Annotated in this window: 20 protein-coding genes; 2 read left to right on the top strand and 18 right to left on the bottom strand. The window is 36.5% G+C overall.

What is annotated here, in order from left to right; translation table 11 throughout:
- From GY065_RS05375 to GY065_RS05315, 12 genes are all read right to left on the bottom strand, one after another.
- Positions 1-338 (bottom strand): hypothetical protein (locus GY065_RS05375; protein ID WP_174833353.1); only part of this gene is annotated, 338 nt, incomplete at its 3' end.
- A gap of 173 nt (positions 339-511) precedes the next feature.
- The gene (locus GY065_RS05370; RefSeq protein WP_174833352.1) at positions 512-958 is read right to left on the bottom strand and encodes a hypothetical protein; all 447 of its coding nucleotides are present in this window, start codon (positions 956-958) and stop codon (positions 512-514) included.
- A 264-nt stretch (positions 959-1,222) separates the two neighbouring features.
- The gene (locus GY065_RS05365) at positions 1,223-1,669 is read right to left on the bottom strand and encodes a hypothetical protein (RefSeq protein ID WP_174833351.1); all 447 of its coding nucleotides are present in this window, start codon (positions 1,667-1,669) and stop codon (positions 1,223-1,225) included.
- Between the two features lie 264 nt (positions 1,670-1,933).
- Positions 1,934-2,383, bottom strand: a complete 450-nt coding sequence (locus GY065_RS05360; RefSeq protein WP_174833350.1) for a hypothetical protein — start codon at positions 2,381-2,383, stop codon at positions 1,934-1,936.
- A 349-nt stretch (positions 2,384-2,732) separates the two neighbouring features.
- Positions 2,733-3,176, bottom strand: coding sequence for a hypothetical protein (locus GY065_RS05355; RefSeq protein WP_100115797.1), 444 nt, complete (start codon positions 3,174-3,176; stop codon positions 2,733-2,735).
- Positions 3,177-3,279: 103 nt separating this feature from the next.
- Entirely contained in the window at positions 3,280-4,428 is a 1,149-nt protein-coding gene (locus GY065_RS05350; RefSeq protein WP_174833349.1) for an RHS repeat domain-containing protein, read from the bottom strand.
- A 116-nt stretch (positions 4,429-4,544) separates the two neighbouring features.
- Positions 4,545-4,757 (bottom strand): hypothetical protein, encoded by a 213-nt coding sequence (locus GY065_RS05340; protein WP_174833348.1) that lies wholly within the window; start codon positions 4,755-4,757, stop codon positions 4,545-4,547.
- Between the two features lie 149 nt (positions 4,758-4,906).
- Entirely contained in the window at positions 4,907-5,305 is a 399-nt protein-coding gene (locus GY065_RS05335) for a hypothetical protein (RefSeq protein ID WP_100116782.1), read from the bottom strand.
- Positions 5,306-5,317: 12 nt separating this feature from the next.
- Positions 5,318-6,304, bottom strand: coding sequence for an RHS repeat-associated core domain-containing protein (locus GY065_RS05330; protein WP_174833347.1), 987 nt, complete (start codon positions 6,302-6,304; stop codon positions 5,318-5,320).
- Positions 6,305-6,422: 118 nt separating this feature from the next.
- Complete coding sequence (locus GY065_RS05325) at positions 6,423-6,872, bottom strand: hypothetical protein (protein WP_174833346.1); 450 nt, start codon at positions 6,870-6,872, stop codon at positions 6,423-6,425.
- A gap of 25 nt (positions 6,873-6,897) precedes the next feature.
- Positions 6,898-15,306, bottom strand: a complete 8,409-nt coding sequence (locus GY065_RS05320) for a putative Ig domain-containing protein (protein ID WP_174833345.1) — start codon at positions 15,304-15,306, stop codon at positions 6,898-6,900.
- A 76-nt stretch (positions 15,307-15,382) separates the two neighbouring features.
- The gene (locus GY065_RS05315) at positions 15,383-17,161 is read right to left on the bottom strand and encodes a hypothetical protein (protein WP_174833344.1); all 1,779 of its coding nucleotides are present in this window, start codon (positions 17,159-17,161) and stop codon (positions 15,383-15,385) included.
- 1,136 nt (positions 17,162-18,297) lie between these two features.
- Here GY065_RS05315 and polA point away from each other — a divergent pair.
- Positions 18,298-21,090: a DNA polymerase I gene (gene polA / locus GY065_RS05310; RefSeq protein ID WP_174833343.1), complete on the top strand. Its 2,793-nt coding sequence runs from the start codon at positions 18,298-18,300 to the stop codon at positions 21,088-21,090.
- 152 nt (positions 21,091-21,242) lie between these two features.
- Here the strand turns inward: polA and rpe are convergent, their stop codons facing one another.
- Positions 21,243-21,938, bottom strand: coding sequence for a ribulose-phosphate 3-epimerase (gene rpe / locus GY065_RS05305; RefSeq protein ID WP_174833342.1), 696 nt, complete (start codon positions 21,936-21,938; stop codon positions 21,243-21,245).
- Positions 21,939-22,054: 116 nt separating this feature from the next.
- Here rpe and GY065_RS05300 point away from each other — a divergent pair, with 116 nt between their 5' ends.
- On the top strand, positions 22,055-22,456 hold the full coding sequence (locus tag GY065_RS05300; RefSeq protein WP_174833341.1) for a Spy/CpxP family protein refolding chaperone: 402 nt from the start codon (positions 22,055-22,057) through the stop codon (positions 22,454-22,456).
- A 90-nt stretch (positions 22,457-22,546) separates the two neighbouring features.
- Here GY065_RS05300 and GY065_RS05295 read toward each other — a convergent pair whose 3' ends face one another.
- From GY065_RS05295 to GY065_RS05275, 5 genes are read right to left on the bottom strand one after another with little or no spacing between them, the layout of a single operon-like run.
- Positions 22,547-23,011 carry a type IV pilin protein gene (locus tag GY065_RS05295; protein ID WP_174833340.1) on the bottom strand — a complete coding sequence of 155 codons (465 nt, stop codon included), beginning with the start codon at positions 23,009-23,011 and terminating at the stop codon, positions 22,547-22,549.
- Between the two features lie 30 nt (positions 23,012-23,041).
- Entirely contained in the window at positions 23,042-23,635 is a 594-nt protein-coding gene (locus GY065_RS05290; RefSeq protein ID WP_174833339.1) for a PilX N-terminal domain-containing pilus assembly protein, read from the bottom strand.
- 45 nt (positions 23,636-23,680) lie between these two features.
- Positions 23,681-24,568, bottom strand: a complete 888-nt coding sequence (locus GY065_RS05285; protein ID WP_174833338.1) for a PilW family protein — start codon at positions 24,566-24,568, stop codon at positions 23,681-23,683.
- Positions 24,565-25,047: a hypothetical protein gene (locus tag GY065_RS05280; protein ID WP_174833337.1), complete on the bottom strand. Its 483-nt coding sequence runs from the start codon at positions 25,045-25,047 to the stop codon at positions 24,565-24,567. The genes GY065_RS05285 and GY065_RS05280 overlap by 4 nt, the downstream gene beginning before the upstream one ends.
- Before the next feature lie 21 nt (positions 25,048-25,068).
- Positions 25,069-25,731, bottom strand: a complete 663-nt coding sequence (locus GY065_RS05275) for a GspH/FimT family pseudopilin (RefSeq protein WP_174833336.1) — start codon at positions 25,729-25,731, stop codon at positions 25,069-25,071.
- Positions 25,732-25,809: the final 78 nt, after the last annotated feature.

The following is a 25,809-nucleotide window of genomic DNA, read 5'->3' as shown; positions in this document are numbered from 1 at the left end:
GCTTTGCGAAGTTCTATCCAATAATCAGACTCCATAAAACTCTCATAAGAATAAGCAGCATTATCACGATCACTTATTAATTTCTGAAACTGCTCGTCTTTTTTTAAAACATTTTCATCATCCCAAAAATCATCAATAAAACTTCGCCCTTGTAACGTAAGAAAAAGTGCTCTAAGGACATTTTTCGTAGGCCTATTATAATCTTTGTCATTTTGATATAAAGGCGGATATTCAAAATATTGCAGTTGTTGCTCTGGTTCTAATGTCATAAATGATATTAGCATCCAATATGTTGCCATATTATAATACACTGTTTCCCATATAGGAGGAGATTCCATATTTTATCCTTAATAGAATTGTCTTTTATTGATTCCATTTTAAAATATGATAATGGAAATTGCCATCTATCCAATATTCTGACTCATAATGTTTCTTTTCCTTTTATCCACTATTGTGGGCAGAAAACATAAAACAGGGATTACATATTGTAATCCCTGTTAATAAATAGTTTTTAATCACAAAATTCAGGCGGATCAAATATCTCTACTAAATAATCAAATTCTATAGGCTTAGGAATGTCTGGATAAAACCCTACCTCTGTTGCATCTAAGAGTTCTTTCGCTGCTTTGCGAAGTTCTATCCAATAATCAGACTCCATAAAACTCTCATAAGAATAAGCAGCATTATCACGATCACTTATTAATTTCTGAAACTGCTCGTCTTTTTTTAAAACATTTTCATCATCCCAAAAATCATCAATAAAACTGAACCCTTGTAATGTAAGAAAAAGTGCTCTAAGGACATTTTTCGTAGGCCTATTATAATCTTTGTCATTTTGATATAAAGGCGGATATTCAAAATATTGCAGTTGTTGCTCTGGTTCTAATGTCATAAATGATATTAGCATCCAATAATCTGCCGAATCATAATACACTGTTTCCCATATAGGAGGTTTCATCTTTTATCCTTAATAGAATTGTCTTTTATTGATTCCATTTTAAAATATGATAATGGAAATTACCATCTATCCAATAACCTGGCTCATAATGTTTCTTTTCCTTTTATCCACTATGATCTGGTGCGGGAGAAAGATGGCTCTAACACCACTTCACTGTAAGGACACTCACTATCTACTAAGTATTATGTTTCATGTGTATGGTTTGCCTATGCAGAAAACATAAAACAGGGATTACATACTGTAATCCCTGTTAACAAATAGCTTTTAATCCCAAAATTCAGGCGGATCAACTAACTCTTCTAAATAATCAAATTCTATAGGCTTAGGAATGTCTGGATAAAACCCTACCTCTGTTGCATCTAAGAGTTCTTTCGCTGCTTTGCGAAGTTCTATCCAATAATCAGACTCCATAAAACTTTTATAAGAATAAACAGTATCATCCATATTTTCTAATAATTCATGAAACCGCTCGTCTTTTTTTAAAACATTTTCATCATCCCAAAAATCATCAATAAAACTTCGGTATTCTAATGAAATAATAAGTGCTATAAGGACATTTTTCGTAGGCCTCTCATAATCTTTGTCATTTTGATTTAAAAGTGGATATTCAAAATATTGCAGTTGTTGCTCTGGTTCTAATGTCATAAATGATATTAGCATCCAATAATCTGCCGAATCATAATACACTGTTTCCCATATAGGAGGTTTCATCTTTTATCCTTAATAGAATTGTCTTTTATTGATTCCATTTTAAAATATGATAATGGAAATTACCATCTATCCAATATTCTGGCTCATAATGTTTCTTTTCCTTTTATCCACTATGATCTGGTGCGGGAGTATGATGGCTCTAACACCACTTCACTGTAAGGACACTCACTATCTACTAAGTATTATGTTTCATGTGTATGGTTTGCCTATGCAGAAAACATAAAACAGGGATTACATATTGTAATCCCTGTTAACAAATAGCTTTTAATCCCAAAATTCAGGCGGATCAACTAACTCTTCTAAATAATCAAATTCTATAGGCTTAGGAATGTCTGGATAAAACCCTACCTCTGTTGCATCTAAGAGTTCTTTCGCTGCTTTGCGAAGTTCTATCCAATAATCAGACTCCATAAAACTTTCATAAGAATAAATAGTATTATCACGATCATCTAATAATTTATGAAACTGCTCGTCTTTTTTTAAAACATTTTCATCATCCCAAAAATCATCAATAAAACTTCGCCCTCCTAATGAAATAACAAGTGCTCTAAGGACATTTTTCGTAGGCCTATTATAATCTTTGTCATTTTGATTTAAAGGTGGATATTCAAAATATTCCAGTTGTTGCTCTGGTTCTAATGTCATAAATGATATTAGCATCCAATATGTTGCAATATTATAATACACTGTTTCCCATATAGGAGGAGATTCCATCTTTTATCCTTAATAGAATTATCTTTTATTGATTATATTTTAAAATATGATAATGGAAATTACCATCTATCCAATAATTTATCTCAATTTTTTTCTTCCATCTAGTCCACCATGATCTGGCGCGGGAGTATGATGATCCATTCTAATTAATTGACGTGTTTTTTTCATGTCCATGCTCAAACCAAATAACTGGCCACTCACCTCTTTTTCTGCAACAAAAACTAATTTAATAGATACTTTTTCATTAACTTGATTTGTACTATTAGGTTACTGCTTAATGGTTTGCCTATTGTGTGCAGAAAACATAAAACAGGGATTACATATTGTAATCCCTGTTAACAAATAGCTTTTAATCACAAAATTCAGGCGGATCAAATAACTCTACTAAATAATCAAATTCTATAGGCTTAGGAATGTCAGGATAAAACCCTATCTCTGTTGCATCTAAGAGTTCCTTCGCGGCTTTGCGAAGTTCTATCCAATAATCAGACTCCATAAAACTCTCATAAGAATAAGCAGTATTATCACGATCACTTATTAATTTCTGAAATTTCTCGTCTTTTTTTAAAATATTTTCATCATCAAAATCATAAGTAAAATTTAGGTCTTGTAATGTAAGAAAAAGTGCTTTAAGGACATTTTTCGTAGGCCTATTATAATCTTTGTCATTTTGATATAAAGGCGGATATTCAAAATATTGCAGTTGTTGCTCTGGTTCTAATGTCATAAATGATACTAGCATCCAATAATCTGCCAAATCATAATACACTGTTTCCCATATAGGAGGTTTCATCTTTTATCCTTAATAGAATTGTCTTTTATTGATTCCATTTTAAAATATGATAATGGAAATTACCATCTATCCAATATTCTGGCTCATAATGTTTCTTTTCCTTTTATCCACTATGATCTGGTGCGGGAGTATGATGATCCATTCTAATTAATTGGCGCGTTTTTTTCATGTCCATGCCTAAACCAAATAACTGGCCACTAGCCTTTCTTGCGTTTGAACCAAAAACTAATTTAATAGGCACTTTTTCATTACCAAACCTGATTTTGGCCCCTGTTGGAATAGTTTTCTGAGTATTTCCTATATGAGTATTAAACATAGGCATATAAATCAAAAAGCCTTTTAGTTTTACACCTTTCCTTTTTGTTGTACTATAGCCGGAAGCCCAATCTGATATTCCTACACCAATAGCTCTTGGTAAATTGTATGTAAAATTTTGAATGGCCTCTTGGTAGTCAAAAGATGCACTACTAGGGTGTCCATTTATCCCAAAGTCTGAAGGAGATAATCCTTGAATAACTCCCATTATACTATTTGCACCTGCAATAAGCTCAATAAACCCAGCTACAGCTTGTACTTTATCATATAAATTCATAAAGTAAGTTATTCTAGCGCCAAGTGTTTGAAGGGAGTTCATCATATCCATTGAAATATTGAGTTCTCCAAGAGAAAAGTATCCACTAGGATCAACACCATTAACAGGATCGGCATGCGTATATAAATAAGGATTCAACGTAATTGGATTACTCCTAATACCCTCAAACCTATCCCTACTCACAAACCGTCCAATCTTCGGATCAAAATCCCTTGCTCTTAAGTGATAAAAGCCGATGTCTTGATCAAGGTATTCACCCACATAACGGTGCTTGATTGTGCTGTTAGGTTTACTGCTCAATAGCGCATTACCAAAGGCATCATAATCAAAGGTTGATTGGGTAGAACCTTGCTTATCCGTTACCAAACGCGTAGAACCTTGGGCATCTTGATAAAGATGATTTACCTGTCCTGTTTGATCTTGGGTGAGCAAATCACCTAAGCCCTCAGGGGTATGCACATAAAGCGTTTCATTCCAATTGCCTTGATCAATACGAGAGCGCTCTAACACTACTTCACTGTAAGGACGTTCACCATCGACTAAGTATTGCGTTTCGATAATTTGCCCATTGTGCTTAACAGTCTTACTAATACGTTTATCTTCACCATCATATTGATAAGAAACTTGACGTTGATTTACCTGATCATCAATGCTTAACAACTTATTACTACTGCTCCAAGAGTAAGATATTTCTCCCTCAGGGCTGGTTTTCTTAATCAGATTACCATTACTATCCCATGCATAGGTTGTAGTGATACCTGCTGTTGTTTCACTAATTAACTGATCATTAGCGTTATAATTGTAGTTGGTCGTAATACCATTCGCGAATTTGTTAAGCGGTTACCCATTGCATCATAGGTATAAGCAATACTGCTACGTTGACCTGCTTGCAGGATGGTTTCTGTTAATAATTTACCCGTAGCATCATACTGATAACTAACACTACGTTGTACACCATCAAGAAACTCATCAACTTGGGTGCGACGCAAGGGTATACACAAACTTAGCGAGTACTGTTAAATATTGTGTAATACGCCATAATAAATTACTATATAAAAAATCCCTAAGAGAGAGTCTGCCCTCTTAGGGATTATATGTGTAGCTATATTGAATTCACTTAATACTACTTTAAATATTACTACTCATTGATTTTATAAACTCTTCCTAAGATACTTCCAAAAAAAGTATGCATTTGTAAAGAGTCTACGAATTTATCCCGTTTTCCTTTAACAGGTAGTCTTATAGTAGAGCCATCGTCTAAGTCTATTAGTAAAGCAAGACTCGCCTTCCCATCTTCAAGTCGGTGGGATTTGATATTTTTATAAAATATAATAATATCTTTATTGTTTTGTTTCCAACAAATGCCTAGATCATAAAAATATAAACAATCATCTCCATTTTGATTATTCTCATAATAACCAAAATATTTTCCTAATCTATCATCATATTTATCTTCAGCATTATAATAATTAAAAAACATCAATCTTTTTTTTAATATTTTTTTTGCATATAATTCTGTAGTAATTATATCACTCATCGCAATCTCCTTTTAAATTTTACTGATTAAATCTATTACAAATGAGTCATGAGCACCGTTAGAGACCATATTATATCTTCTTTGCAGAATTTCATATAATGCGGGGTTGGCGATAGTCCCTTCTACACGAAGCATAACAGCACCATCTTTTTTAGCAAGTTCGGCAAAGTTATTCATAATACGCGCGGGGTTTGATATCTTACCTCCAGCTGATTGTACGTCAATCATATTAACACGTATTGTTGCGACATGATCTTTAACTTGATAAGTAGCATCAAATATTATCCCTTTAATATTATCCAAACCAACTTCAACTGTTGTAAGTTTTCTAGGTGCAATATTTACATATTTTACTTTAGATATCATAGCTCTAAACTTACCTGAAAGCATTTTTAAGAGCTTAACACCTGTTCCACCAAGAACAAGAATTCCAGTACTTACTGCCATATTTTTAGCAACACTATTAGGATCCATGATTCCATCAAAAAGATTCATACCAAAATCAATTTGAATATTAGACAATGTTGATCTGATATCCATTGCCGCCATCATCCCTCCTAGTCCGAAATGCCCACTAGGATCAACACCATTAACAGGATCGGCATTAGCATAAAGATAAGGATTTAGCGTTAGAGGATTATTCCTAATACCCTCAAACCTATCCCTACTCACAAAGCGCCCAATCTTCGGATCATAATCTCTGGCTCTTAAGTGATAAAAGCCACTGTCCTGATCAAGGTACTCACCCACATAACGGTGCTTGATTGTACTGTCAGGTTTACTGCTTAATAGCGCATTACCAAAGGCATCATAATCAATAATTGATTGGGTAGAACCTTGTTGATCGGTTACCAGACGAGTAGAACCCTGTGCATCCTGGTAAAGATGGTTCACTTGCCCTGTTTGGTCTTGGGTAAGTAAATCACCTAAGCCCTCAGGCGTATGCACATAAAGGGTTTCACTCCAGGCACCCTGATCTACACGTGTACGTTCTAACACCACTTCACTGTAAGGACACTCACTATCTACTAAGTATTATGTTTCATGTGTATGGTTTGCCTATGCAGAAAACATAAAACAGGGATTACATACTGTAATCCCTGTTAATAAATAGTTTTTAATCCCAAAATTCAGGCGGATCAACTAACTCTTCTAAATAATCAAATTCTATAGGCTTAGGAATGTCTGGATAAAACCCTACCTCTGTTGCATCTAAGAGTTCTTTCGCTGCTTTGCGAAGTTCTATCCAATAATCAGACTCCATAAAACTTTCATAAGAAAAAACAGTATTATCACGTTCATCTAATAATTTATGAAACTGCTCGTCTTTTTTTAAAACATTTTCATCATCATCATCAAAATCATCAATAAAACTTCGCCCTCCTAATGAAATAACAAGTGCTCTAAGGACATTTTTCGTAGGCCTATTATAATCTTTGTCATTTTGATTTAAAGGTGGATATTCAAAATATTGCAGTTGTTGCTCTGGTTCTAATGTCATAAATGATATTAGCATCCAATAATCTGCCGAATCATAATACACTGTTTCCCATATAGGAGGTTTCATCTTTTATCCTTAATAAAATTGTCTTTTATTGATTCCATTTTAAAATATGATAATGGAAATTACCATCTATCCAATAATTTAACTCACCTTTTTTCTTTCCATCTAGTCCACCATGATCTGGCGCGGGAGTATGATGATCCATTCTAATTAATTGGCGTGTTATTTTCATGTCCATGCCCAAACCGAATAACTGGCCACTCGCCTCTTTTTTTGCACCAAAAACTAATTTAATAGGTACTTTTTCATTACCAAACCTGATTTTGGCCCCTGTTGGAATAGTTTTCTGATTTTTTCCTGTTAGATTTTTAAACATAGGCATATAAATTAAAAAGCTTTTTAGTTTTCCTCCTTTCCTTTTTGTTCTACTATAGCCGGAAGCCCAATCTGCTAATCCACTACCAATAGCTCCTGGTAAATTGTATGTAAAATTTTGAATGGCCTCTTTATAGTCAACAGATGCATTACTAGGGTGTCCATTTATGTCAAAGTCTAAAGCAGATAGTCCTTGAATAACACCCATAATACTATTTGCACCTGAAATAAGCTCAATAAATCCAGATACAGCTTGTACTTTATCATATAAATTCATAAAGTAGGCCATTCTAGTGCCAAGTGTTTGAAGGGAGTTCATCATTGAAACATTTAGGTCTATCAGTCCCATATACCCGCTAGGGTCAATAATATTGACAGACTCAGCATGAGCATAAAGATAAGGATTCAATGTAATCGGATTATTCCTAACACCCTCAAAACTATCCCTGCTTACAAACCGCCCAATCTTCGGATCATAATCTCTGGCTCTTAAGTGATAAAAGCCACTGTCCTGATCAAGGTACTCACCCACATAACGGTGCTTGATTGTACTGTCAGGTTTACTGCTTAATAGCGCATTACCAAAGGCATCATAATCAATAATTGATTGGGTAGAACCTTGTTGATCGGTTACCAGACGAGTAGAACCCTGTGCATCCTGGTAAAGATGGTTCACTTGCCCTGTTTGGTCTTGGGTAAGTAAATCACCTAAGCCCTCAGGCGTATGCACATAAAGGGTTTCACTCCAGGCACCCTGATCTACACGTGTACGTTCTAACACCACTTCACTGTAAGGACGTTCGCTATCGACTAAGTATTGTGTTTCAATGGTTTGCCCATTTTGTTTAGTTACTTTACCGATACGATTATCTTGTCCATCGTATTGATAAGACACTTGTCGCCGGTTAACCTGATCATCAATGGCAATTAGCTTATTACTGCTGCTCCATGAATAAGATATTTCTCCCTCAGGACTGGTTTTCTTAATCAGATTACCATTATTATCCCACGCGTAAGAAGTAGTGACATCAGCCGTTGTTTCACTGATTAACTGATCGTTACTGTTATAACTGTAGTGGGTAGTTATACCATTCGCGACTTTTGTTAAACGGTTACCCATTGCATCATAGGTATAAGCCATGCTATTACGCTGACCTGCTTGCAGGATGGTTTCTGCTAATAATTTACCCGTAACATCATATTGATAACTAACACTACGTTGTACACCATCAATGGTTTCATCTACCTGAGTGCGACGACCATTTTCATCAAGTGTATACTCAAACTTAGCGAGTACTTTACTGCCTTTTTGATGGGTGATGCTGGTGAGCTGATTGGCCTTGTTATAGGTCATCACACTTTGCGTACCATTACTGCGGTTGATTTGGGTACGATTACCGACTTTATCGTATTCAAAGCTGGTGACGCTACCGTCTATTGCTGTGATGCTGGTTAAGCGGTTTAACGCATCATATCCATAACTAAAGCTACCTTGCGTATTTACTTGCTGAGATACTTTATTACCATTGCCATCCCATTCATAAGACAATTGACCAAGAGGTGATGAAACCTGGGTAATACGCCCCAGTTGATCATAGGTATAGTCAAGATCACCAGTTAAACTATCGCTGACTTTAGCCACATTACCCAGGGTATCATAACTATAACTAATAGCGCGTTTATCAGGATAATTTAATGCGGCTAACTGCTGACTGGTATTGTAAGTATAACCTGTAGCCTTACCATTAAAGTCTGTATGCTTGGTAACATTACCTATGGCATTGTATTCCCAGCTTTCTTTTTGCCCTTCGGGGAGCGTGCGTTGAATACGTTGCCCTACTTTGTTATAGGTAAAGCGTGTGGTATGACGATTCGCATCACTTTGTAAGGTTTGACGACCTTGTGTATCATAGCCATAAACAGTTTTATTGTTTAAAGCATCACTGACCTGAAAGAGTTGTCCTAACACATCATAACTAAAGGCTGTTTTGTTTTGTAATGCATCAATAATGACTGTATTTCGACCTGCTTTGTCATATTCATAACCCACACTATGACCAAGTGCATTGACCTTTTTGATCGGTTGGTTATTGTCGTTATACAAGGTTGTACTACTATTACCTAATGCATTCGTTTGCTTGGTTAGATTACCCACCGCATCATAATTTGATTCCGTGGTATTGCCCAACGCATCAATGAGTTTGATCTGACGGCCTAGCGCATCATATTGATACTGGGTCGTATTGCCTAAGGCATCAACAGTTGCTATGGCATTGCCAACAGCATCATACTGGGTTTGCGTAATATTGCCTAATGCATCTTTGACTTGTATGGGGCGATCAGCCTCATCATAGGTTGTTTCGGTACAAATACCCGTTACACACGTTTTGACCTCATTACCATTTTTGTCAAAGGTGGTGCTGTCTATTTTACCATCAGGGTAAAGGGTTTGAGTTTGTTCTCCTCGTTCGTTATAGGTGTATTGGGTTGCTTGCCCTAAAGGATCGGTAACTTTGATCAGTTGGTTCAAGTCGTCATATTGATAGGTGGTGACTAAGCCATTTTCATTGGTGTAAGTTAATACATTACCATTATCATCGTAGGTTTTACGGGTAACCATTTCTGTGGCTTTGCCGTCAATCACTAGATTGTATTTACGCGCTGTTTCATTACCGTTTTTATCGTACTCAAAACGGGTTACATTACCTGCGGCATTGGTCTCTGATACTTTTAGCCGTTTGCCGTTGCTGTCTTGGTAACCAAAACGTGTTGTATTACCCATTTGATCAGTAAGTACGGCTATATCACCTTTACTTGTGTAGCTCGCATGAGTTGTATTACCCATGGCATCTGTGATTTGAGTTAAATCACCTGTTTGATCATAGGTACTTTTGATGACTCTGCCTAACTCATCAGTCACCAGGGTAGGATTACCATCCGCATTATAGGTGGTTTCGGTAGAGAAGCCTAAAGCATTGGTTTCTTTGGTAACATTGCCGTAGCGGTCATACTCGTAAGCTGTTTTATGTCCTAGGGCATCGGTGACACTGGTTTCATTGCCAAATTGATCATAGGTATACTGAGTCACATTGCCTTTGCTGTCTGTTACTTCGGTAATATTGCCTTGATCGTCGTAAACGTAAGTAGTGGTATTGCCATTACGGTCAGTGACTTTATCCACTTTATTATCATTGTCATGTTCCAGATTAACGCTATAACCTAAACCATCCTTTTGATTAATGAGCTGTCCATTATCATCAAATTCGGCTTTAAACAGACGTTTACCATCGGTACCATAAATTTCACTGAGCTGATGAACTAAATCTGCACTTTGTTGATAAATAAAGCGTGTTTTTAGTTGTTTAGGATCAAAGGCACCTTCTAAGTTACCATCACCATCGTAGGTGTAGTTAAGCACGCGGCCATCGGGAGCATCCACTTTTACAATGCGATCATTGTTGTCACGGGTAAAAATTAATCCTGCACCGTTAGAGTGCTGAATACCATTATGGGTATAGCTTAAGGTATTGCCGTAACGATCTTTAATTTGACGAATACCGAACGATTTATCCAGGTAATACACCATTCCATCTTTGGTGGTTAATTTAAATTGCTGTGGGTTGACCTTGTTTAAGCTGTCGTAATCAAAAAGAGCACCGCCATGAACGCGTAGCATACCAACATCGGTTGCTTCTAAAGTTGAATAAGTGCCTGCTTTAGGCGCAAAGTCCAACTGGAAGAAACTACCTGCCGACTGTGACATCCAGCTGTTACATTCGGGTATTGTTTTAGGCTCAAACTTTTCTATTTTACCGTCTGGCAAGCGGACAGTAACCATTCGGGTACCAACTGGCTTAGGGCAGAATTTTTTATTGAAACCGGAACCTATTTCCGCAAAATCCCAATCACGTCCTGGTATACCGTTGGTTTGAATTTTAACATCCTGGTAATTCACGCTCCAACCATAGCCAAAGTCCAGGCTTTCATTCTGGCTACGAGTATCGTAGGTACGGGTCAGGCGTAAAGGTAGGTTACCCATATCAATATCGAGATCGGTAAAGCTTAACGAGAATTGTCCTACTTTTTGCTCTCCACTGATAACCACGCCTATTTTGGCACTGCTTTGGTTGCCGCCTTCATCTTTTACGATTAGCAGTAAATCATAAAGTCCGTTGGGCATCGTTTGTGGTTTGAGTGTACCTAATTTACCATTGATGACCGATTGGTTGCCTTTAGCAACAGAAACCCATTTGCCTTCATCGGCAGGTGATAAATAAACTTGATATTCTACTAAGTTATCATCGGATGCTGTACCAATAATATCGGTTGTGGTGCTGATTTCTGCCACATTAATCTTATCTGATTTAGCCGGAGCAGTTATTTCCGCAGTAGGTGCAGTGATATCAGCCTTGTTTTTGACAATAAAACTTGTTTGTTGCTTAACTTCTCTGCCTTTAGCATCTCTGGCAATCAGGTCTAGTGTATGTAAACCTAATTGATTGCTTGTGACCGTTGCGCTGTTACCACTAACGGTTACAGGGCTGCCATCAAGCGTCAATGCTACAACCTCATAAGGTTTTGTACCTCCATTTAGCACAATATCCACAGTAACAGGCTCGTTTGCCTCAACCAGTTGGGGTGTAGCAAGTAATTGACCTGTGAAAACGCCGCCTGTAGTAGCTGAAGGTTTGATGGTAACTTTATAGCCTTGTTGAGCCCACGCTTGCCCGTCACTGGCTTTAATAACTACATCAAAACTTCCACGTCTAGGTTTATCCCATGTTAAGGTGCCTGTTTTCACATCTATTGTCATGCCTGCAGGGGCATTAACCAATGAGTACACAATAGGGTCATTATCCGGGTCAACGGCAGTGACTTGATAGTTGTAAGGTATATTTTCCTGGCCATCCATAACAGGAGTTGAAGTAATACGTGGCGGTCTGTTATCAGAAGGTAATGAGTTAATGGCTAAATCATAGGTTTGGGTGACGGTGTAGTTACCATCATTTACTGCAATTTTAATGGTATGAGTACCCAATATAGGATTTGACCAAGTAAGAAGTCCATTATTATCGATAATTACACCAGCAGGTGCTTCTTCTAATTTATAGGTTAACGGATCTCCGTCAGGATCATTAGCTTGTACTTGGTAGTGATAAGTGTCATTAACTACCCCTTGTATTTTAGGTATACTAGTGATTTGTGGTGGTTGATTAGTAATGGTTTGATCACCAATAGTGAGGGTATAACTTTGTTCAACCTTATGTTGTACGTCACTAACACTGAGTTTAATGCTATGATTGCCCAAAGTTGGTTTTTCCCACTTTACAACACCATGGGAGTCCAACATCATCCCCTCCGGGCCTTCCTCTAAGAAATAGCTCAGTGGATCATTATCGGGATCAACAGCAATTAACTGATACTCATACTCGTTATTGATTGAGCCAGCTGTTTTTGGAGAACTGATAATTTGTGGCGGTTGATTTTCTAGTTCTGAATCACGAACCACGAGCGTGTAGTTTTGCTCTACTTCATAATGACCATCGCTTATAGCCAGTTTAATGGTATAGCTACCCATTGCTCTTGCCTTCCAAGAGAATAGGCCATTAGCATCAATAGTTGCTCCTGCAGGTGCTTCTTTGATTTGATAGTGTAATACATCCCCATCAGGATCGGTTGCTACAAGTTGGTAATGATACAGTTCATTGACTACTGTGCTTGTTTCAGGCGTACTGGTTAATAACGGTGGTTGATTAGTAACAGATTCTTGCGTAATAACGAGTGTATAGTTTTGTGTTACTGTCGCCAAACCGTCTGTGACTGTTAATTCAATGTCATGCTGTCCCAGTACTGGGGTATTCCATGTAAATAGCCCTGTATTACTAACCGTTGCACCATTTGGAGCTTTAGTTATTTTGTAAGTTAGCGGGTCCTCATCAGGATCGACAGCAATTAATTGATACTGATAAGGTGCACCTAAGCTACTTTTTGTATTGGGTACACTTAAAATTTGAGGGAGTTGGTTAGCATCTAGGCCAACACGCAGTGTATATTCTTGTGTTGCTACACCACCTCGTTGATCACTGACTTCTATCACAATAGGGTAACTGCCAGCAATGGCCTGTGCCCAAGATAGCTTACCTGTTTCACGGTTCAGCTCTAAACCTACAGGCCCCTTAACTAATGACCAAACCACTTTATCACCGTCTGGATCATTCGCACTGGCTTGATAGCTATAAGCAGCATTTTCTGCAATATAGGTACTCGGTTGACTTGTGATAACAGGTGCTCTATTAGCCTGTGCGGTGATGTTTAATGCGTAGCTTTGAGTGGCAACACTGCCATCTTCATTCATCGCTTCGACAGTAATGTTTTCCACCGACTCCTGAGAGGGTTGCCAATTAATTTCACCCGTTTGAGTGTTGATAGTCATTCCCTGTGGTGCTTGACTAAGATTATAAGTAATAGTATCTCCACCACTGTCTTTTGCTTGTGCAAAATAAGTATAGGGCTGATTAACTGTACCATTGATAATTGGAGTACTTGTAAAGGAGGGTTTACCACTAACAGCTAAGACAACAGATTGTTGGTCTCTAGCCCCATAAGGATCTGTCACAACTACAGTTATAGGATAGCGACCTGGCTGAGGGTTACTCCAACTGATCCAACCATTTGTATTCATAGTCATGCCTGATGCCTGGCTAGCAAGACTGTAAGATATTTTCTGACCTTCAGGATCAACAGCTTCTACCTGATGGCTAAAGTACTTACCAGAAGGAATACGGGTGGGGATTTGATTGGTAATTTGAGGGGGTAAATTATCATCAATAACTTCAATATTATAAGACTGTGTTGCTTTACCACCATTACCATCGATAACTTGAATATTGACCTCATAAAAACCAATTGTATCGGGCTTCCATGTGATTAGACCTGTTTGACTATCGATTATCATACCAACAGGTCCGGCTAAAAGACTATAGGTTAAATCATCACCATCAGCATCTAAGGCTTCTGCCTGATAATGATAATCTGTTTTAATATCACCACCTATTTTAGGCTCACTGACAAAATAAGGTGGTCTATTGGCTACTTCTCCAGCCTCGATAGGTGATGGAACAACTGAGACAACTGAACCAGATGCACAGGATTCTAAACCTTCTGAGTCAAGTGGGCGTACATTGTAAAAATACTCCTTCCCCTCTTCGACCGTTTTATCAAGCCATGTGGAGTAGTTTGAGGTTGTTTCGCCTAAACTAATATAAGGTCCTTCTAATTTTTCAGAGCGATAAATACGGTAGGCATCCGCACCATTATCTGCCCAAGTCACTTGCACTTGCCCTGGTTTAGCACGCGCTTTTACATTATTTAAACAACCCTGTTGAGGCTTGATTTTATTGGCACCAAAGGCATCAACATAAACGTAACCTCCATGTGCATTTTGTGAGCAGTCAGCAGCTAGTGCCCGAACTTCCAACTCATGACCAATTAATGAATCAGGAACGATCATATCTACATCAATAAAGGGCGTTGATCTCCAAGTTCCATTAAAGTTAGTGGTGTAAAATAATCTTCCAGGTTGGTTAGAATAAGCTATATCATCATATAATATTTCTGCTGTCGTTAAATCTTTCAACTGTACATGAAAGTAAGGTTGTTGATAGGAGGCATGATTTGGATCGTTTAATACCGCCGCATAAGTGAAACGTATGTGTAGTTTTCCATCAGATGGATCACGGTCATCTTCAGTGATAACATCTTTCTGAGATATCTGATTTATATGTCTACCACCTATCTCATCATTAAGCTTTGCCGTAAAGTTACCTTGTCTCGGTAAAACTAGATGAGGTGCTCTAGGATCAAAGCTGTTGCTTACAACATTCAAAATAAAACTTCCACCATTTGATATTTGAACGCTGTCAGCTGTGAATGGAGGATTTCCCTTAAGTCTATAGTTTAGTCCGTGCTCTTTCTCCCAATGGCTAAAATCCCCATTCTCAAAATCGCCGTTCTGAAAAATAGCCCAGCTATTGCTTGAAACTAATGCTAAAGCAATTGAGCTGGCTAATAGTTTTCGCTTGATTTTTTTCCTATATTTATCAGGTTCATTAGTTCGTTTCATAATAAATTCCTTATTAATTTGTTAATCAGTAAATGAGGCGTATCGCTTATAATTATTAATAGGATTGAATACGCTCTCATTGTGTATTTCCAATTGCTACGCCTTTACCCGGCCAATCAATACTAGACGCACAGCATTTGGTTTGATCGATTTTATGGAGATCGTTATAGCCAACGCCATATATAGCGCCACTTTCGGTTTGATAGAACACATGTTCTTTACCCCCACCCACAGAAACAACAGGATCATTAGCATGTGGTGTGCGTAAGGTAGGAGATGCTCCGTAAATCATTGGGAAAGCACTGCCACCCGTTTGCCCCCATGTATAGATTTTTCCATCCTCGGTTAATGCGATAGAACCCACATAACGCGCATAGAGTTGAGCGACATTTTTCATGACAACAACAGGTTCTGGTGAGCTAATATTGGTTTTAGTCGTTCCTTGTCCGAGTGCAGCATGTAACCCCCAACCAATCACCGTACCATCATCCAGTAAGGCTTCACCCCAGCCATTGCCACCGGCGATATAGGTCATACGATCAGCATATTGATCTAAATTAGGCACACGCGTGGGAGTGCGAATTATTTTTTGAACCCCGTAATTAGAACCTTGAAAACCTAACCCGCTGGCTTCATTGTCACCCCATGCCCAGACATGGCCCTCTTCAGTCACTGCAAAAGCGCCTTCATAAGCCCCACCAATTAAACGTGCTTTTTCACCCTTTAAGTCAACAGCAATAGGTATCTGACTATTTTTCTTTCCATTATTACCAAGCTGCCCATATAAGTTATGTCCCCATGTCCAAACTTTTCCATCAGCATCTAATGCAACTGAAAAATACTCACCAGCTCCAATTTGCACTGCATTTTTCAATACCTTACAAGGGGTAGAAACATAAATTGATTTTGTTGGTTTACAACCCGTCTCTCCATAACCGCTTTGTCCCCAGCCATAGACATTTCCTTCATTATCTAAAGCAATTAGGTGATAAGCACCTCCTGTTAGACCAATAATGTTCGTTAGGCTATTTACTTTGGCCGGATCTTTATTGCTAGAAACAACCTTCGTTCCATTGCCTTGTTGGGATGAGCCTCTGAATCCCCATACCCAGACATTACCTTCTTTAATGGCTGAACCTGTGGTTAGTAAACCGCCTTGCACCATATCAGGATAAGCTCTATCAAAATATCCTTTTTTTGCATAGAAGTTAAAAAATGTTTTAGGTGATGTTATGCTGTCTCGCTGGATCAAACCGATAGTTGAGTTTCCTGCCAATGTAGCAACCGCAATAATTTCCTGACCAGCTCTTAAATTGCCAATATCAATTGATAGTGCCATGGCAGGGTCATCTGTTGTACTGGCATCGTTATAAACTGAAGTATTTTTTAAAGAACCATGACTGGCTCTTGTGATAAGATCACCTTTTAAATAGCCAGGCTCACTGATTTCCCATTTATCGGGAGCAATATAACCACTTGGAGCGCTGAGTGACAATAATGAGCCATACTCATTAAAAAAAGTATTATCAGGGGCATCAAGATCGACATCAATTAACCCTGTTATACGCAAGTTGTTATAGTTAACTTTAGACTTGTTCTTTAAATTCCATTGCCAAACAGTATCGCCATTGGCATCTGTTTTTGTTTGAAAATCTACACTGATATTCGAAGGTAGTGTATTGATAGCAGTATTAAGAGGCCTGTTTTCATAAACGTTTGCCCCATCTGAAACAAATAAGCTTAAACGCTCAATGGTAAAATCTTCTGCTAATGCCAGGGGGGATGATAAAATAAGTGACGAAAACAAAAGCTTTCGACAGAATTTTGTTAATAAATTAATATCGGTTTTTAACATAAATATTCCCTTTTTAATGTTATAAATTGCTTGCTAGTCGCTTGTTTTATTTAATGGTTAAGCTAAGCAAGCGGTTGTATGAAATGAGTGCACTACCTGATCTGAAAGATCAACTGATGCTTTAATTAGAATGATAATTTCGGAGATAACATGTATTTACTAAAGCTGTTTAAATACAACCAGCTATTAAATCGAACTCAGTAAATGATTAATTTTTGTTAAAACAAGAATTTTTGAATAAAGGGAGGATAGATTTATTACTACTGCCATTATTTTTTTAGTGAGGCTGCGTGCATAAATGTTGCTGAAGTAGATATTAAGCTATTTTTGGTTATTTCTATCAATGCTAAATCATCAGCCATAACTAAAACTGAAAATTATTTGGAAACCTTAAACGTCTGCATTGGCACATAGCTATCTGTCAGAAGACACCTAGTCACGAGAACCATCTCAAATCTGAGCTAATACAAATTAGCTTATCATCAGAGGAAATTTTTCTTTTTTAATCACAATTCAATTAAAATCTAATCCATTATAAAATTATTATCTGCTAATAGCTCAGATATAATATCCAATTATTTCTCGCATTATCATTATATTATAAATTTATATAAAGTATTTAAAAATTGCTTATATATTATTGCTATATTATACTATAAATTAAGAATAGAAGCAAATAATTACAAAAAATACAATTATCTGTAAAAATGATTCTGGCATTGAAAAACTAATTCAACATGCATCTGAAATCTCGTTTCTCAAGAATTAATATGTTAGCACCAAAAACAATTTTATTTGCAATTTGTTCAACACTTTTTGATTCCAGGCTAACCAACAAAAAATAAAAGCAACTAAACACATAAAAACTACAGCGCAACACTTTTTTAAGAATAATATTTAATATTTTGTATTTACAGTATAAATAGTAAGCAACACTTAACTAAATTACATAGTTTGCGAAATTAAATCTATTCAAAGCTATTTTCAATAATACTTGGCCAATTCAATCATAGTTTTAAATTACTGATGATATTTTTTATCGTAAAATACAAATTTATTGAGGCTTTATATCTAACATCTGTTTCTTGCTTCTAATAATGAATGTGTAAGTAAGAACTGATATTTCTGGAATAATTATGCAAAAAAAACTATTACTGGTAGATGGTTCATCATATTTATATCGGGCATTTCATGCTCTTGCGCCATTAACCAGCCCAACAGGTATGCCTACAGGTGCATTATATGGTGTACTAAATATGCTGCGGCGTTTGCGTTTAGATACACCGCATGATTATGCATGTTGTATATTTGATGCTAAAGGTGAAAATTTTCGCCATCAGCTTTATCCTGAATATAAAGCTAATCGCCCGCCTATGCCAGAAGATCTTAGACCACAAGCTGAAGCGTTACCAGAATTAGTGAAATTAATGGGCTGGCCGGTTTTATCTGTCAAAGGTGTTGAAGCTGATGATGTAATTGGTACATTAGCTTATTCAGCAGAACAAGCCGGCTATCAGGTTATTATTTCTACTGGTGATAAAGACATGGCTCAGCTGGTTAACAATCAAATTACGCTTGTCAATACCATGAACAATGAAAAGCTTGATATTGAAGGTGTATTTAATAAATTTGGCGTAAAACCGCACCAGATAATAGACTATCTTAGTCTGATTGGTGATAAAGTTGATAATATACCCGGTGTAGAAAAATGCGGTCCTAAAACAGCGGTTAAATGGTTGCAGGAATATGATTCATTACAAAATATAATTGAACATGCTAATGAAATTAAAGGTAAAGTTGGTGAAAATCTCAGAATTGCATTATCAAAATTGCCCCTATCCTATCAATTAATTACTATTAAAACTGATGTAGATTTACATCATGAGCTACCGCACGGAATTGAAGATTTACAGCGAAAAACTCCGAATTGGGCAGAATTAATTTCACAATTCAAGCAACTTGGTTTCAAAAGCTGGTTAAAAGAAGCACAAAATCATTGTCATGAGAATATGAATGAAACTTCTCAGCCTGCTAATGATCTGTTTAGTGATATTGAAACCGATGATAGTGCTGATACTAAAATTATAGAAAATACAGCTGAAACTGAACAAATCAGAAATATACCCAAGAACTATTCAGCTATTACCACAATTGAACAATTAAATAAATTACAACAACAATTAGACAACGCTAAAGTTATTGCTCTGGATACAGAAACAGATAGCCTGGATGCGATGAATGCGCATCTTGTCGGTATCAGTATTGCTTTAGAACCAGGAACAGCATTTTATATACCTGTCGGACACAGCCCGGCAGTAATCAGTGAACAATTAGCTATTGAAACCGTGCTTGCTACCCTGAAACCTTATCTGGAAGCAGATATACCCGAAAAAATTGGTCAAAATATTAAATATGATCAACATGTTCTGGCTAACTATAAGATTAACTTACAGGGAATTACCGGCGACTCAATGCTGGCTTCTTATATAATTGAAAGCCATTTAGGCCATGGTCTTGATGAATTGGCACTTCGACATCTGAACTGGCAAACTATTCATTATGAAGATCTATGTGGCAAAGGCGCAAAACAAATCAGTTTTGCTGATGTCGCGCTTGAAGATGCCGTTAATTACGCAGCAGAAGATGCAGATGTTTGTTTTCGCCTTGAAGTTTTACTAAGAAAACAGATGGATACAGCGCAACTTGAGTTATATCGTAATCTCGAAATCCCTGTAGAAAACGTACTTTATAACATGGAGCGCACCGGAGTACTAATAGATCGTCAGGAACTGGCTCAGCAAAGCCATGAGCTTGGTACTGAATTGGTTCGACTCGAAGAACAGGCATATCAACTGGCAGGACAGCCTTTTAATTTAAACTCACCCAAACAGCTTCAGTCTATTCTGTTTGAAAAAATGGGAATCCCTACTTCCGGCCTGAAAAAAACTTCATCCGGAGGTATTTCTACCAATGAAACCGTGCTGGAAAAGCTTGCAGCAGATTATCCCCTACCCAAGCTTATTTTACAAACACGTAGTCTGGCTAAATTAAAATCCACTTATACAGATAAATTACCGCAACTAATTAATCCGAATACCGGTCGTGTACATACTACCTATGCTCAAGCTGTCGCTATTACAGGTCGTCTGGCCAGTAATAATCCAAATTTACAGAATATTCCGGTACGTACTGAAGAAGGACGGCGTATTCGTAAAAGTTTTATCGCTCCACCCGATCAGTTTATTGTTTCTGCGGATTATTCTCAGATTGAGCTAAGGATTATGGCTCATCTTTCTAATGATTCTAGCTTAATTGATGCCTTTCAGCATGATGAGGACATTCATAAGCGTACCGCAGCAGAAATTTTTGCGACAAATCAAGAACAAATAACCGCAGAACAACGTCGTTATGCTAAAACCATTAATTTTGGTTTAATCTATGGTATGAGTGAATATGGTCTGGCCAAATCGTTAGGAATTGAATTGCAGGCTGCACAACACTTTATATCACGTTACTTTAACAGATATCCGGGTGTACACGAATATATGGAAAAAACTAAAGAACAAGCATTACAGCATGGCTATGTAGAAACCTTATTCGGACGTCGTCTGTATCTGCCTGGTTTAAAAAGCACAAATGCTAACGAACGCGCCGGAGCATTCAGAGCTGCGATAAATGCACCAATGCAAGGGACGGCATCTGATTTAATTAAACGAGCCATGATTGCTGTATATAAATGGCTTAATCAGGAAAAAATGCAAACTAAACTGATTATGCAGGTACATGATGAGCTTGTATTACAGGTACCTGAATATGAGTTGCCATCTGTACAAACACATTTGCCTCAATTAATGGCAAATGTGGCTAAATTAAAAGTTCCATTAATTGCTGATGTCGGATATGGGCATAACTGGGATGAAGCTCATTAATGGAATACTCTATTTGACATACCAGGATTAATAATAAAAGGTAGTCTGAAATTTATCAGGCTACCTTTTTAAAAATTAACAATATAAACTATATTTTTATGGCAAAATATATCAAAAATATTAATATATTAATTAAATGTCAAATAAATAATTTATTTTATTTCAGCTAATTGTGCACGCATAGCAGAAATTTGCTTAGAATAGTCGTTATGACCAAAAATTGCAGAACCTGCAACAAATGTGTCTGCTCCTGCTGCTGCTATCTGAGCAATATTATCAATTTTTATTCCACCATCTACTTCTAACCGGATAAATCTTTTACTTTCACGAGTATATTCATCAATTACTGCCCTAACCTTACGAATTTTTTTCAGCGTGGAAGGAATAAAGCTCTGCCCGCCAAAACCAGGATTAACCGACATCAGTAATATGACATCTACTTTATCTAATACTTCTTCCAATACACTTATTGGTGTAGCCGGATTTAATACTACTCCTGCCTGACATCCGGCTGTCTTTATTAGATTTAAGCTTCGATCTACATGCTTACTTGCTTCAGGATGAAAAGTAATAATATCCGCACCGGCTTTTGCAAAAGCATTAATCATCTCATCAACTGGTTCTACCATTAAATGTACATCGATGGGAACAGAAGCATATGGTTTTATTGCCTGACAAACCATAGGACCGAACGTAAGATTTGGCACATAATGATTATCCATAACATCAAAATGAATCCAGTCTGCCCCGCTATTAATTACAGAAACAATTTCATTACCAAGACAGGCAAGATCTGCAGATAAGATACTAGGGGCAATATAAAAATCCGGTTTCGTTAATTTATTCATATTAAAAATTATCTATAATGAATTATATTATTTACGCAAGTTTACTACCATTATATGTGCTTGACCGCTATTGAAGTATACTCATAATAACTGATGAAAATCAAAGGGAGAACAAAATGATGTTTTCAAGCTGGCAAAAAATAGCCCGCTATTGTGCCGGTTTTGTCATATTGACATTTACTTTCTCCACTTTTGCTGCTGGCCAAATTAATTGTGATTTACGTAAACTTGAATTAACTCAAATGCAAAAAGCTCGGCTCAGGCTGATTAGAATGCAGTATAAAAGAAACCAAGATACTAATTTACAGCATACTGCGAATAGTAAACGTAAAAGAGAACAATTAACTCAGATTTTGATGAAGCCAAAATTTGATGAAACTGAAGCTAAACGTTATGTTTTAAATTATTATATGCCGCGGATCCAGCAAGATATAGATGAATTAAAAGTACAGTATGAATTTTTACAGGTTCTAAATTATCAGCAACGTCAAAGCTGGATTAATAATTGTTTACGCTAAACATTATATTTATTTTTCAGATCGCCAATACAATTACTTTTGAGTAGAACTGTATTGGCAAATTTTTTATTACCTGATCAATATAGAGTTTTATTGTTTAGCACACTTTTCATTTTCTGATGCATTTTTAATGTTTTCAATACTAGTCAGATCACAAATATATAATCCGGCACTGCTTCCTAACCAGACTGATTTTTTCAGTCCCTTACCGCTTTGGGGCTCCGCAAATATCCGATAATTCAGACAACTATCATCTTTATCATCACATTTTGCAGTAATAGTATATTTTTCACTGACATTACTATTATCATTTGCATGTTTACTAATGATAGTAGTTATATCACCTTCTACTAGATTACCATTCAACAACTCTAATTTTCTTTCTGCAATCTTTTGATTGATATTAATTAATGCTGTACTGGCATCTGTTATATTTGCTTTTTCAATATGATTGGTATAAATAGGTATCGCAATAGCTGATAATATTCCTATAATAACTACTACTACCATCATTTCTAACAACGAAAAACCTTGAATTAATAATTTTTTATTCATTTAGAATATCTTTAATAATTATTTGGAAAATTAATTGTCATACAGGGCTGCCTGCACATTTTCTTCAACCATACTTGTAGTTGATGCATTGCGTCCCCACCCTTTTGCTGTGATCCTAAATAAATATATCCCAGTCCCAGCAGCTTTATCAGGGCCTAAATATTCTATAACATATCTGTATTTTACTTCACTCTTAACACTTGATGCAGATTCGGATTGAGTAGGGTAAACAATAGAAGGATCTTTAGCCGAATCATCAAACACATTTTGTCGTTTCCAGACTTCCTGCAAATCACCACAATTTTCTACAGTAGCCAGCTTACTATTAGCTATTGCTGGCTTTATATTATTAGCAGCACACAGACCGTCTTTACATTCACAAGTAAAATGTTTCTTTTGATTTTGAGCCGGCCAGGTGCCAATAAATTCTTCAGCTGCAATAATGCCTGTTTGAGCATTTTGAAGAGCAAACTGATGATCACTGTCATTGGCACTAGTACGGGTATCCATAGATGTGCTTTGTATTGTCGCAACAACCAAAAAAGCAATGACAATCATCATAATCAGCACTAAAAACAGTGCAAAACCAGATTGTTTCTTCTGTATTCTATTATATGATTTCATATATGCAGTCATATTCCATAACTATTTAAATATTTGAATACTTAATCAGGGTTGAGATGCCTGAGTTGCCTGATTATTAATACAAACTTCGCCCTGTCTTACCATTGCATTGATTACATAATTCACACTTTGATTGTTTGCCTGAGTAGGATTAATAGTCAGTGTTGCTGTTATTAATACTGGAGGTTTTTCATAGTTAGCGGTATTTACAGTCTGGCTGGAAACATTGTTAGGTTTAACAATGTCTGATGCTGTTTGAGGACAATCTGCATCCTGATGTCCGTCATATTCAAAACTATATTGTATATCTGATACATTACTTATAATCAACTGAGGAGATGTCCATACACCGTTACTGTAGTTTACCCGATAAAGCCCCGGAGCTTGATCACCGTCATTTGTTGTACCAACCAAATATACCGCTGCATTTATATGATTTGCCAAATCAGGGATATCTTTACCACAATCAGTTGCAACCAATCCATTTGCATAATCTTCATTAATATAAGTTATGATCAGTGATTGACTTCCACTAGCCTGAGTTACTCCAATATCACCATTAAAATTTGTGGATAAATACTGGCTCCCATTCGCAGGTGTAGGAGAAAAAGTGGCATTAAAAATATTACTTAAATCATCTGCTGTAGGCGGTTGCATACAACTAAAATTACCTAACTGCCTGGCATCACTTCTTAGCAAGTTCGCAGCATTTCTTACATCCTGCTCATATTCAACTCTACTTTTTACCTGTTCTTTCAATCTATATGTGCTAAAAAAGGTTGAACTTGCAGCCAGTAATACAATAATACTAATGATTGAGGCCACCATTAATTCAATCAAACTAAATCCAGATTGCTTTTTAAAAAGCTGTAATGAATTCAAATTATTTCGATTATTAAATAAATTAATTTGAATATGAGCATTTTTTTTCATGATTGGCCTGCTGTCAAACTATATGAAAATTCATCAGTTGTATCATTATTGCCTAAAGATTGCCCTCCCCAACTAACCCTAACATTTCCATTGGCATTAATCACACAACTATTTAAGGTTGTATTTATCAAATGCACATTCAATCTAGCAGAACAGGTATTTATATCAGTGGTGGCATATTCAGAATAATCTTTACCAATAAACTGTATTTTAGTCGAATTAGCATCCAATTTTTCATTAATTACTAATTTCGGTTGAGAACGCATTTCTTCTACAAGATTTTGTACTGCTCTTGTTACCTCACCTTGATTTGCCGCATTTATTGATGTATTCACTGCATTGATCTGAGCGAGCATTAACACAAGTACGCCAAAAGAAAGCACAAAAATCGCAACTACTGCTTCAACTATAGTTGTACCTTGTTGTAATTTATAATTGTATAAATTATGTTTAGATTTTTTAATTTCTAATTGAGACATATTTATATTCCATTATTTTGGTTAAGGCAGCGCTAAACTACATTCTCGGATATTTGTACCATTTTTGCCATAACATGCTATAGGTTTACCACTAGGTGTAACAACAATACGTCTACTAATACTAGCATATTGTATATCGGTGATTTCAACAACGACATTGGACTGACCAATTCTCCAGTTACTTTTATTTGCTCCGTTACCGATACCAAACTGACCGTTTGGCATAAAGCCTAAAACGCCACTTCCTGTAATAGGATTACATGTATTTTGATTAGAATTGCAAAATCCTGTATTTATATTTAGTTTATTATCATTGTTCTGATTTACAGCAACAACCCGTATCATTGAATCTATATTTTGTGTATAGCTGCCATCCATATTCTTATCATTAAACGCCATAAATCCCTGCCACTCTGCACTAAAGTTTACACAAACATTAGAAGTAGCTGCATTTTGTCTGATTGTAGTCGGGCAGATTAATACTGGCTGATTTGTCCGGATTGCTTCTGCGCGCGCAAACTGAAATAAAGATAAAATTTGATCTGCACGATTATAGGCACGCTGCGTAGCAATCATTCTTTGCATTTGAGGAAAAGCAATTGCAGCCAGAATTGCTGTAATTGCTAAAACAATTAACGCTTCAATTAAAGTAAAACCAGCATTAACGGGTTTTGATGAGACCATAATATCGCCCTATAAAGTGCCATACACAATATAAAATAAATTTATTTTAAGCTAATTTTACATCATTTCACATAATTT

Origin of the sequence: Snodgrassella sp. ESL0323 (assembly GCF_013346865.1) — a bacterium.
Classification (GTDB): Bacteria; Pseudomonadota; Gammaproteobacteria; order Burkholderiales; family Neisseriaceae; genus Snodgrassella; species Snodgrassella alvi.
Note: the sequence above shows the minus strand (reverse complement) of the source record. Positions and strands in the feature narration are given on the sequence as shown.